Genomic DNA, 11,466 nt, shown 5'->3' with positions numbered 1-11,466 from the left:
CTTAGTCGTTTATGACTTCAGTAATTGGCTTAGATCTTTGGCATCCCAATGAGGGAAGTGCTTGCGTACCAATGCGTTGAACTCAAGTTCAAATGCAGAGAAGTTACCGACTTGCTGTTCAACAGAGTCCAAACGGTCTCGAATCAAACCAGCACCCACCGTCACGTTAGTCAGGCGGTCGATAACAATGAAACCACCGGTATCAGCACTCTCACGGTATTTATCCAACGCGACAGTCTCGTTCAATGACCATTCACACAAGCCAATACCATTCAGTGGTAACTCATCAACTGCGTAAGTCGACAAGTTGTTGATGTCATATTGGTGACGAACCGTTTCAACCTGACCGACGGTTTTCTTACCTGCGATTTTGATGTCGTAAGCTTTACCCGGTTGCAGTGGTTGCTCTGTCATCCATACGATGTCAGCCAATACATGGTTAGTTGATTCAATTTGAGCATTTTCCAGCACAATCAAATCACCACGGCTGATATCGATTTCATCTTCAAGAGTCAGCGTTACTGCCAAACCCGCTTGCGCCGATTCAAGTTCGCCATCAAAGGTCACAATACTTGCCACCTTAGACGTTTTACCTGATGGCAGCGCCTTGATTTCATCACCCACACTGACACGGCCAGAGGCAACGGTGCCTGCAAAACCACGGAAGTCTAAGTTAGGACGGTTTACGTACTGAACAGGGAATCGGAATTCACCTGCAGAACGTTTTTGGTCAATATCGACGTTCTCTAACACTTCTAATAGAGACGGACCTTCGAACCATGCAAGTTCTTTGCTTGGCGCTGCAACGTTAATGCCTTCAAGCGCGGAAACAGGCAGAATTTGAATATTAGTTTCGCCTTCTAGGTTTTCAGCAAACTCTAGATATTGATCGCGAATCTCCTCAAAACGATCTTGCGAGTACTCCACCAGATCCATCTTATTGACTGCGACGATGAAATGCTTCAAACCAAGTAGGTTAGAAATAAACGAGTGACGACGGGTTTGATCCAGAACGCCCTTACGAGCATCAATCAAGATCACAGCCAGATCACACGTTGAAGCGCCGGTTGCCATGTTGCGCGTGTACTGCTCATGCCCTGGGGTATCAGCAATAATGAATTTACGCTTTTGAGTCGAGAAGTAACGATAAGCCACATCGATCGTAATCCCTTGCTCACGCTCAGCCTGCAAGCCATCAACAAGCAGTGCTAAATCAGGCTTCTCACCTGTGGTACCCACTCGTTGGCTATCAGAGTGAACCGCTGCTAGCTGATCTTCATAAATCTGTTTTGTATCATGGAGCAAGCGACCGATTAACGTACTTTTACCGTCATCTACCGAGCCACAAGTTAAAAATCTAAGCATAGATTTATGCTGATGCTGACTTAGATAACCTTCAATCCCTAGTTCAGCCAATTCGGCTTCTACTGCACTATTCATTTTTCTTTCCTTAGATTCTTAGAAATAACCTTGGCGCTTTTTCAGCTCCATAGAGCCCGACTGATCATGGTCAATCGCTCGACCTTGACGCTCACTAGACGTCGCCACCAGCATTTCTTCAATAATGCCTGTTAGCGTATTCGCCTCAGATTCAACCGCTCCGGTTAATGGGTAACAGCCTAAAGTACGAAAACGAACGCTTTTCTCTTCAATCACTTCACCTTCTTGCAGCTCCATACGGTCATCATCAACCATGATCAGCATGCCATCACGCTCAACCACAGGGCGTTTGTCTGAAAGGTAAAGTGGAACAATATCGATGCTCTCTAGGTAGATGTATTGCCAGATATCAAGCTCAGTCCAGTTAGATAGTGGGAAGACACGAATGCTTTCGCCCTTATTAACCTGACCGTTGTAGGTGTGCCAAAGCTCTGGACGCTGGTTTTTTGGATCCCACGTATGGTTCTTATCGCGGAAAGAGTAAACACGTTCTTTCGCACGAGATTTTTCTTCATCACGACGCGCACCACCAAAAGCCGCATCGAACCCATACTTGTTTAACGCCTGCTTAAGGCCCTGTGTTTTCATGATGTCAGTGTGCTTCGAAGAACCATGTACAAATGGGCTACAACCCATCTCAATACCTTCTGGGTTCTTGTGTACTAAAAGGTCGAAGCCGTACTTTTTAGCCGTACGATCACGAAACTCAATCATCTCGCGGAATTTCCAATCCGTATCTACATGCAATAGTGGGAATGGAATCTTGCCTGGATAAAACGCTTTGCGAGCTAAATGAAGCATCACAGAAGAATCTTTTCCGATGGAGTACATCATCACTGGGTTATCAAACTCAGCCGCTACTTCACGGATAATATGAATACTTTCCGCTTCGAGCTGTTTTAGGTGGGTTAAACGTTCTTGGTCCATTTCAGTGCTTCCTTTAAGGCTCGCGTTACGAGCAATTCATTACTTGGTCTTGCCAAGCAAGGGATTTAACTCATCCACTTGAGTGAATGGGAGTATTGGCACTAGAAGAAAACAGAAGCTTCGTTTTGAGCTATCCTTGCTATTCATCTGCCTGATACGTCCTTGATATAGGCATTATGACGAGCCTCTCATATTACTGGAAATTCTAAAATTTCATTTTTTATTCGAAAAGCTGATAAGGGATTGAATTTACCGATAAGCAGGTGAAATGAATGGACTAATATTATCGATATCAGTTGCGCATCGATTGAGCAGCTTTGGGAGGCGTCTTGCAGAACACCATAAAGTAATCGATCTAAGTCACGAATTAACATTCGTTGTAATCATTGTTTCATTCGGTTTTGTTACATTACGCAACGAATTTTCTACTATCCACTTTGGAGCTACAAAATGAAAGTTGCAATGAAACCTTTGTCATTGGCTGTACTTGCGGGTCTTGGTTTGACTTTAGCAGGCTGCACAACAACACCAGATACCGATGAAGTGATTAAATTACGTGTCGTAGAAACGACGGATATCCATACCAACCTAATGGATTACGACTACTACAAAGACAAGCCATCGAAAAAAATTGGCTTAGCACGTACTGCAACTCTAGTAAAAGAAGCTCAAAGCGAAGTAACCAATAGCGTATTAGTGGATAACGGTGACTTGCTACAAGGTAGCCCAATGGGTGACTACATGGCAGACAAAGGCATCGAAGCAGGCGAAGTTCACCCTGCATATAAAGCTATGAACCAACTAAGCTACGACGCTGCAAACCTAGGTAACCACGAATTCAACTACGGTCTTGAGTTCCTAGAAGAATCTATCAACGACGCTGATTTCCCGTACATCAGTGCTAACGTTTACGACGCAGAAACCAAAAAACACTACTTCACGCCTTACATCATCAAGACACACACGTTCGAAGATACTGCTGGCGTAGAGCACGAAGTAAAAGTGGGTTACATCGGTTTTGTTCCACCACAAATCATGACGTGGGATAAGAAGAACCTTGAAGGTAAAGTGATCGCTCGCGATATCATTGAGACGGCTAACGAGCTAGTGCCTCAAATGAAAGCGGAAGGCGCTGAAGTTATCGTTGCTATCCCTCACTCAGGCGTATCAACTGACCCATACAAAAATGGCGAAGAAAACTCAACGTTCTACCTATCTGAAGTAGACGGCATCGATGCGATCGCATTCGGCCACTCTCACGCAGTTTTCCCAGGTAAAGGTTTTGATGACATTCAAGGCATCGACAACGAAACGGGCACAATGAACGGCGTTGCAGCAGTAATGCCTGGTCGTTGGGGTAGCCACGTTGGTGTTATGGATCTAACACTTGCACAAAAAGACGGTAAGTGGGAAGTGATTAAAGGCCAATCAGAAGCGCGCCCTATCTACGACAAAATCGAGAAGAAATCGCTTGCTGCAGCTGATGAAGGCATCGTAACAGCACTAGAAAAAGACCACGCTGGTACTCGTGAGTTTGTTAACCAACCGATTGGTAAAGCAGACGATGTGATGTACAGCTTCTTGTCTCTAGTACAAGACGATCCAACAGTTCAAATCGTTAACCTTGCACAGAAAGATTACGTTGAACAGTTCATCCAAGGTGACCCTGACCTAGATGGTACGCCAGTACTTTCCGCGGCTGCACCATTCAAAGCTGGTGGCCGTAAGAATGACCCAGCGAACTTCACTGAGGTTGAATCTGGTCAACTGACATTCCGTAACGCAGCTGACTTGTACCTTTACCCGAACACGCTAGTTGCGATGAAGGTAACAGGTCACGAAGTAAAAGAGTGGCTTGAGTGTTCTGCAGGTCAGTTCAACCAAGTGGATGTTAACTCAACAGCACCACAACAGTTGATTGAGTGGGATAACTTCCGTACTTACAACTTCGATGTTATCGACGGTGTTGATTACCAAATCGACGTAACTCAACCTGCTAAATACGATGCAAACTGTAAAGTGGTTAACCCTGACTCACAGCGTATTGTTGGCCTAACTTACCAAGGTAAGCCAATCGACATGAAGCAAGACTTCCTGATCGCAACCAACAACTACCGTGCATACAGCGCTAAGTTCCCAGGCACAGGTGAAGACTTCATCGCATTTGATGCACCAGATGAGAACCGTACTGTTCTTGCAAACTACATCTCTCGCGTAAGCAAAGAGCAAGGTCAAGTGAGCCCAAGCGCGGATAACAATTGGTCATTTGCACCAATCAAAACAGATAACAAGCTAGATATCCGCTTTGAAACATCTCCAAGCGACAAAGCAGCAGAGTTCATTAAAGAGAAGGGTCAATACCCGATGAAACGTGTTGCGACTGACGATGTTGGTTTTGCTGTTTACCAGATTGACCTAACTAAATAGGTTACTTAAGTAATCCATAGTTAACGTTATGAAAGGCTGAGTTTAACGACTCAGCCTTTTTCTTTTCTTATAAATGTTCAGTCCAAAGCTCTAATTTGTCGAACGACAAACTCTCGTTCAACCCGCTTCCAAATGCCACGCCTTTAGCTTCAAACAGCAGTCAAACAGCACGACTCAAACCACCAATTGAATGAATCCAACACAAAAAAACACTAATCAGCTGTAAGTTTTTATCTGCTCCTCCTGTCTATTTAATTTACTACACTCAATGAATGGTGGTTAAGCCATTCATCTATAGGATAGATAAGGACATTTGATGAGCACCGTCGAGAGCATTCAAGCATGGTTACATTCAGGAGAGGAGTCGCTGCTATGGCTGATGCTTGGCATCATCGCGCTTTCTTACCTGCTTGAAGATCTTGCGATTGTTACGGCGGCAGGTATAGCGACTCAAGGTCTAATACTTCCTCAATATGCGCTGCTTGCTATTTTCATCGGTATTGCCACGGGTGATCTCGGTCTTTATTACTTAGGGAAGTCAGGACGTTATTTCCGAGGTGTTCGATATAAAGCCCTCACCAATAAGTACTTTCGTTCGCTTCGTACCAAATTACGTCAGAACGCATTCAGCAGCCTTTTTGTTATCCGCTTTATTCCAGGGCTTCGCACCGTCGGGTTTACCTTAAGTGGCTTTTTCGCCATCCCACTGCCTACTTTCTTGTTTGCTGTCATCAGCGCCACCGCGATCTGGACTGGCATTGTCTTCTCTGCCATCTACTATTTAGGGACATCAGCGTGGCTGCAAGCCTCTGAATATCAATGGATCATCATCCCGTGTGCCATCGCTTTGCTGTTTATCGGCAATCGATTAATGAATAGAACCTACTCTAGAGGATTATCATGAGTTCACCGCAAGATATTCGCATCATTCCCGCACATCAAATCAATGCAGGCATGCCTTTGCTTGAAAAAGATACCGTGCGCAGTGTCTCTCCTTATGAGTTTCTTCCAACTTGGTTCTTCTACACGCCAGTCGTGATTCAAAGCCTGATGCAAGGGTTACGGCACTTTGACTGGGCGTTGCCGCTCATTGCCAACCCAAGCATCAAGTTAAGCGGAATGGTAGGCGAATCAAAACACGAGATATTAAGCCTTGCCGGATCTTCAAGTCAGCGTTGGATCTCTCCGTTTATCACCCTCACCAAAACGGATCTCAGCGGTAAGAAACAAGCTGAAGATGCACGCAGCGCACTCATACAATCCGATCTTGATTTCCCGATTGTCGCTAAACCGGATCTTGGCTGTCGAGGCGTTGGCGTCAAGCTGATCAACACACAAGATCAACTTGAGCAATATGTTGAATCTTTCCCAAATAATGCTCGCTTTCTACTGCAAGAAAAGGCGCCTTATCAGGCAGAAGCTGGCGTTTTCTATGTTCGTTACCCAAACAAAAAGCAAGGCGAGATCATCTCGATCACACTCAAATATGCGCCAATGGTGATGGGTGATGGCAAGTCGACACTCAAGCAGTTAATTGAAAATAGCCCGCGTGCTGGGCAACTCAGCCACCTGTATCTACCAAGGCATGAAGATAAATTGGATCAAGTGCTCGCAGAGGGCGAAGAGTTCCAACTCGCGTTCGCAGGTAGCCATAGCCGTGGCTGCATCTTCCGCGATGGCAATCAATACATTACTCAGGCTTTAACTGAACGTTTAGACGAGATATTCGATGACTTCGATGGTTTTCATTTTGGCCGACTCGACGTCAAGTTTAAAGACATGCACAGCCTAATGAACGGCGAGGATTTCACGATCCTTGAGGTCAATGGCGCAAGCAGTGAGGCTGGGCATATCTGGGATCGCAACACACCGCTGCGAGAGATATTTTCTACGCTACTTCTGCAATACCGCATTCTTTTTGATATTGGCGCTCAGCAAAAACAACGAGGCCATAAGACTCCCTCTTTCAAGAGCTTATTCGCTGCGTGGCAAGAAGAGCGACGTCTTGTTCAACAATATCCGACCACTGACTAACTTTGTACGAGGACCATGAATGAACCCCATAGCCCAACCGAGCGCCCTCACTTCTTTCTCTCCTAGTATCAAAGGAGCGGTAGAGATATTGAATCAGGGTCTAGAGTTTTTGTTAGCGATATCTGACAGCGACTATCTGACACGAGCAAAGCCGCATGTCACAAGCTCTATTGGTGAGCATACTCGTCACACGCTCGATCTTTTTCACGCCTTAATCTTAAAAGAGAATGCGACCGTTGATTACAACACTCGTCGTCGTGGTCATCCCGTCGAATACGACCGCTCAATTGCAGTAAAAGAGATCCATTATGTGATCAACTGGCTTGAACGATTAGACCGCAGAGATCTCGAAGCGCCTATCATGATCCAAACCGAAGTTTCAATGGATACACAAGTATTCGCCAGCCTGCCTTCTACGTTAGAAAGAGAGGTCACCTTTGCTGCTCTGCATGCCAATCATCACTATGCGATGATCAAAGTGATCACGACCTTTCTTGATGTCGAAACATGCAATACCTTTGGTTATGCCCCAACCACCAGCAGCTATCTGAGGGAGCAATAATCATGTGTTCAGTATCTTGGCTGCTTGAAGAAAATGGTTATCAGGTCTTTTTTAACCGTGACGAACAAAAGACGCGAGCACTGGCAATGCCACCTAAACAATATCGAGTTAACGGCGTCGATATCATCATGCCACTCGACCCAACTGGCGGTGGTAGCTGGATCAGTATCAATGAGTTCGGGCTTTCGCTATGCCTACTCAATAACTATCAAGGCATAGTGCCTGTTGGACCTTTAGTCAGCCGTGGTTTGCTACTCAAGAATCTATCATCGAGTCGTAACATCAGTCAGCTCTCTGAAGCATTTCATCAGCTCGACCTGCACTCTTTTGCCCCGTTTACCTTGTTAGCTTTTGCGCCAAATTTAACTCAGAACAATGGTTTGGTTATCGCCTACATGTGGGATGGTATTCAACAAAAAATAGTCGAAACCGATTCTCCACTCTTCTCATCCGGTGTTGATTTAGAGCGAGTGCAAGCCTACCGACAAGCAAAATACGATCAGCTTATGACAACAGGAAAGAATCAGCAGAACTTACTTCAATTTCACTCTCACCATCATAGCGAACAGCCTCATTTAGCGACCTGTATGCATCGTGAAGACGCACATACGGTGAGCTTTACACACTTACGTAATCTACACGGCCAAGCCTCTATGTTTTACGCGCCCGGCTCGCCTTGTGAACCCATTAAACCATGCCAGATAAATCAACAGCGTTTTACCTTCGATTTATCACCCGTAATCAATCTATAGGAGTCCATCATGAGAAAACTATTAACCATGGTCATGCTACTTGTTAGCCCATACGTATTTGCCGCCGATGAAATCTACACAGGGTTCTTTAGCAGTAAGGCGCTCGATGGCTACGACACTGTGGCTTATTTCACTTCAGGTAAGCCCATCGAAGGCAGTAACAAATTCAGCACCGAGTACAAAGGCGCGGACTGGTATTTCTCTTCTGAAAAGAATCTGACTTTATTTGTTAATAATCCTGAAAAATATGCCCCTCAATATGGGGGTTATTGCGCTTGGGCTGTTTCAGCAAAAAGTGACTTTGCACCCGGTGACCCGAACCAATGGACAATTGTTGATAACAAGCTTTACCTCAACTATGACCAAGAGATTAAACAGCGTTGGGAACAAGATCGAGCACAGCATATTCAAAAAGCCGACACCGTTTGGCCGCAACTGATCAAATAAGGGAATAACCATGACATTCACTCCAGCTAAACATATTCCTGCGGCATTTATCGCTTTCGTATTTGTTCAGTCGCTGTTTTTTAAGTTCACAGGCTCATACGAGACTGAGCATATCTTTGGCACCTTGGCGACATGGTCTGGCTTAAGTTGGTTCGGTTCATTTGGCGGCTACTTGATTGGGTTCGCTGAATTGATTGCGGCCATTTTGTTGTTTACTCGTTGGCATGGTCTGGGTGCCATCATGAGTGTGGGGATTATGAGTGGCGCGATATTTTTCCATCTGTTTACGCCGCTCGGTATTCAAATGCCTGAGTTTAACGCAGCGGGTGAAATTGTCGGTTATGACGGCGGATTACTGTTTGGCATGGCATGCCTAGTATGGCTTTGCGGTGCATTTTTAAGTGTAAAAGATTTCAAGAATCAAGACGGTTTCCTAAACAACTTTAGTCAATAAGGTAGCTTCATTATGATTGATAGTCCTTTTCGTTTACCACGTTACACGCCTTTTGGTTTAGGTGAGTCTGTTGTCGAGTGGGCAACTGGGCTATCTAAGCTAGATAAGCTCTATCAAGATAGACCTGATGAGTTATCTAGCTTTGAATTCATGCATCACACCCTGTCGGCATTAAATATCGACTATTCCGTTTCAGCAGGCGCCACTGATAATATCCCTGAACAAGGGCCAGTAGTCATTGTGGCTAACCACCCGCTTGGTGCGATTGAAGGCGTGATCCTTGCTGATCTCGTAGGATCGGTAAGAAAGGATGTGAAGGTGTTGGCCAATGAGTTGCTCAAGCGACTGCCTGAGCTGGATGATCTTTTCATCGGGGTCGATGTCTTTAACAGTAAAGAATCGAAACGCACCAATGCTAAGGCTATTCGAGATGCCAATCGTCATTTAGCAGACGGTGGACTCTTGATTGTGTTCCCTGCTGGCGAAGTATCGAGTTACCGTAAAGGGGCCAAGACACTAACAGACATCGAGTGGAGCAAATCAGTCGCAAAGTTTGTTAAGCGTCACCAAGCCACCACGGTGCCTATCTTTATCAATGGCAAGAACAGTGAGCTTTTCTACCAAGCGGGCCGTGTTCACCCACTACTGAGAACGGCTTTACTTGGCCGTGAACTTCTTAATAAACAGGCGACGACTATCTCTATCTCGATTGGCTCTTCGATTCCGTATTCAGAGATCAAATCGTTTGAAAAAGAGATGGATATCGTCAACTACCTACGACTCAATACCTACCTAATGAGTCAACAAGATAGCCCGAATACGCCAATCCACGCGCCCTCTTTTGACACCCAAGTGATTGCGCCTATTCCACCAGAAGTGTTGGCAATAGAGGTCGATTCTCTTCCTGAAGAGATGAAGTTACTTGAGCAAGGGGACTTCGAAGTCTACTGTACGCCAAGCCAATCTATTCCTAACTTAATGCGCGAAATTGGTCGAGTTAGAGAAGAGAGTTTCCGAGAAGTCGGAGAAGGCAGCGGGCTTGCCTGTGATTTAGATGAGTATGACCTTTACTACCACCAACTGTTTGTTTGGAATAAAACCAAGGCTGAATTAGTGGGTGCATACCGGCTTGGTATGGTCGACAAGCTCATCGCAGATCACGGGCTTGATAAGCTCTACTCTCGTAGCCTGTTTAACTACAATCAAGAATTCATCGATACCTTAGACAACAGTATCGAGCTTGGGCGTTCTGTAGTGAGCAAGCCTTATCAGAAGAGCCTTAACTCGCTATTACTATTGTGGAAAGGTATCGCGGCCTTCGTGTATCGTCATCCTCAATACACTCACCTATTCGGCCCAGTCAGTATCAGTAATGATTACAGCCACAATGCGCGTCTGTTGATTGCGACTACCCTATCCATACACCATTACGATGAACAAAAGGCGAACTTGGTTTCTCCTTCTTCACCACTCAATACCAATAATAATGTGTTCTGGCAGAATCACCTGCTATCGTCATTGGCGAGTGTTCCTCTGCTCTCTAAAGTGTTAGCACGTATGGAGCAAGGGAAAGGCCTACCGGTACTGCTACGCCAATACTTAGGGATGAACGGTAAACTTGTGTGCTTTAACGTCGATCCATCGTTTAATGATGCCTTGGATGGCTTGATTGTGGTTAATCTTAAGAAAGTACCATTGAAAACCCTAGGCAAATACATGGGCAGAGACCTCGCTCAAGATTATCTAGAACAGCACGCTCGACGTTGATTTAGCCTGCTCTGTACCTCTCCCCAAATAAGTGCGATGATTTCGGCACTTATTTGGGTTAGGTTATTTTCATGCACACCTCTTTTATCGAACAACTACAAAGCTTTGACTTCTCTGAGAGTCAGATTGAATCTCTATTAGCTGTCGCGAAGCCGCTTGAGCTACCAACCCGACACATCCTGATCAATCAAGGTGAGATGGCGAGTTCGATCTACTTTGTACTTGAAGGCTTATGCCACGCTTGTTATCTCACTAATGACGGTAAGCAATACAGCAAAGAATTCTACTGGGAACAAGACTGGATCATCGGCTTTGAGAGTTTGATAAAGAACCAAGCGTCCCCTTATCTACTAGAAACGCTCACACCCATCACAATGTTAGAACTGCCAATGAATGCGGTTATTGAGTGGCGTGCATCAAATAACCCTCTGTATTTAAAGCTGTTAGAAACTCAGCTCATGCACAAGGAAAACAAAGAACGCTTTATGTTGCTTTATACCCCAGAGCAACGCTACCAACTGTTCTGCGAACATTACCCCGACCTTGAACAGCGCTTGAACGACAATCAAATTGCGGCTTACCTAGGTATAACCGCGATCAGTCTGAGCAGAATTAAAGGTCGAATTAACAATAGTTAATGCCAACAATCATCGCAC

At 45.2% G+C, this 11,466-nt stretch carries 11 protein-coding genes; 9 read left to right on the top strand and 2 right to left on the bottom strand.

Features of this window, described 5'->3' with window-relative positions:
• Positions 1–9: 9 nt before the first annotated feature.
• Positions 10–1,440 carry a sulfate adenylyltransferase subunit CysN gene (gene cysN, locus AACU28_RS09475; RefSeq protein ID WP_017083766.1) on the bottom strand — a complete coding sequence of 477 codons (1,431 nt, stop codon included), beginning with the start codon at positions 1,438–1,440 and terminating at the stop codon, positions 10–12.
• An 18-nt stretch (positions 1,441–1,458) separates the two neighbouring features.
• Positions 1,459–2,403 carry a sulfate adenylyltransferase subunit CysD gene (cysD, locus tag AACU28_RS09470; RefSeq protein WP_226088532.1) on the bottom strand — a complete coding sequence of 315 codons (945 nt, stop codon included), beginning with the start codon at positions 2,401–2,403 and terminating at the stop codon, positions 1,459–1,461.
• Positions 2,404–2,817: 414 nt separating this feature from the next.
• On the opposite strand from cysD, the gene AACU28_RS09465 reads away from it, so the two are divergent.
• From AACU28_RS09465 to AACU28_RS09425, 9 genes are all read left to right on the top strand, one after another.
• Positions 2,818–4,794 (top strand): bifunctional 2',3'-cyclic-nucleotide 2'-phosphodiesterase/3'-nucleotidase, encoded by a 1,977-nt coding sequence (locus AACU28_RS09465; protein WP_121602835.1) that lies wholly within the window; start codon positions 2,818–2,820, stop codon positions 4,792–4,794.
• Positions 4,795–5,110: 316 nt separating this feature from the next.
• The gene (locus AACU28_RS09460) at positions 5,111–5,698 is read left to right on the top strand and encodes a DedA family protein (RefSeq protein ID WP_054542380.1); all 588 of its coding nucleotides are present in this window, start codon (positions 5,111–5,113) and stop codon (positions 5,696–5,698) included.
• A complete protein-coding gene (locus tag AACU28_RS09455; protein WP_017083768.1) occupies positions 5,695–6,828 on the top strand; it encodes an ATP-grasp domain-containing protein in 1,134 nt (377 codons plus the stop codon). The genes AACU28_RS09460 and AACU28_RS09455 overlap by 4 nt, the downstream gene beginning before the upstream one ends.
• Before the next feature lie 19 nt (positions 6,829–6,847).
• Complete coding sequence (locus AACU28_RS09450; RefSeq protein ID WP_017083769.1) at positions 6,848–7,390, top strand: hypothetical protein; 543 nt, start codon at positions 6,848–6,850, stop codon at positions 7,388–7,390.
• Positions 7,391–7,392: 2 nt separating this feature from the next.
• Positions 7,393–8,142: an NRDE family protein gene (locus AACU28_RS09445; protein WP_121602834.1), complete on the top strand. Its 750-nt coding sequence runs from the start codon at positions 7,393–7,395 to the stop codon at positions 8,140–8,142.
• Positions 8,143–8,151: 9 nt separating this feature from the next.
• A complete protein-coding gene (locus AACU28_RS09440) occupies positions 8,152–8,589 on the top strand; it encodes a YHS domain-containing (seleno)protein (RefSeq protein ID WP_017083771.1) in 438 nt (145 codons plus the stop codon).
• Positions 8,590–8,599: 10 nt separating this feature from the next.
• The gene (locus AACU28_RS09435) at positions 8,600–9,043 is read left to right on the top strand and encodes a hypothetical protein (RefSeq protein WP_004735264.1); all 444 of its coding nucleotides are present in this window, start codon (positions 8,600–8,602) and stop codon (positions 9,041–9,043) included.
• Between the two features lie 12 nt (positions 9,044–9,055).
• Positions 9,056–10,810, top strand: a complete 1,755-nt coding sequence (locus AACU28_RS09430; protein ID WP_121602833.1) for a lysophospholipid acyltransferase family protein — start codon at positions 9,056–9,058, stop codon at positions 10,808–10,810.
• Positions 10,811–10,881: 71 nt separating this feature from the next.
• Positions 10,882–11,448 (top strand): Crp/Fnr family transcriptional regulator, encoded by a 567-nt coding sequence (locus AACU28_RS09425; protein ID WP_004735262.1) that lies wholly within the window; start codon positions 10,882–10,884, stop codon positions 11,446–11,448.
• Positions 11,449–11,466 lie beyond the last annotated feature (18 nt).

It is taken from the genome of Vibrio sp. SBT000027 (assembly GCF_963894355.1).
Taxonomy (GTDB): Bacteria; Pseudomonadota; Gammaproteobacteria; order Enterobacterales; family Vibrionaceae; genus Vibrio; species Vibrio splendidus.
The sequence above is the reverse complement of the archived record's forward strand: the minus strand, read 5'-3'. Positions and strand labels throughout refer to the sequence as shown.

Bases quoted from the DNA above. Each gene is read 5' to 3' on its own strand.
- cysN (WP_017083766.1), bottom strand. From the start codon at position 1,440: ATGAATAGTGCAGTAGAAGCCGAATTGGCTGAACTAGGGATTGAAGGT.
- AACU28_RS09465 (WP_121602835.1), top strand. From the start codon at position 2,818: ATGAAAGTTGCAATGAAACCTTTGTCATTGGCTGTACTTGCGGGTCTT.
- AACU28_RS09460 (WP_054542380.1), top strand. From the start codon at position 5,111: ATGAGCACCGTCGAGAGCATTCAAGCATGGTTACATTCAGGAGAGGAG.
- AACU28_RS09455 (WP_017083768.1), top strand. From the start codon at position 5,695: ATGAGTTCACCGCAAGATATTCGCATCATTCCCGCACATCAAATCAAT.
- AACU28_RS09450 (WP_017083769.1), top strand. From the start codon at position 6,848: ATGAACCCCATAGCCCAACCGAGCGCCCTCACTTCTTTCTCTCCTAGT.
- AACU28_RS09445 (WP_121602834.1), top strand. From the start codon at position 7,393: ATGTGTTCAGTATCTTGGCTGCTTGAAGAAAATGGTTATCAGGTCTTT.
- AACU28_RS09440 (WP_017083771.1), top strand. From the start codon at position 8,152: ATGAGAAAACTATTAACCATGGTCATGCTACTTGTTAGCCCATACGTA.
- AACU28_RS09435 (WP_004735264.1), top strand. From the start codon at position 8,600: ATGACATTCACTCCAGCTAAACATATTCCTGCGGCATTTATCGCTTTC.
- AACU28_RS09430 (WP_121602833.1), top strand. From the start codon at position 9,056: ATGATTGATAGTCCTTTTCGTTTACCACGTTACACGCCTTTTGGTTTA.
- AACU28_RS09425 (WP_004735262.1), top strand. From the start codon at position 10,882: ATGCACACCTCTTTTATCGAACAACTACAAAGCTTTGACTTCTCTGAG.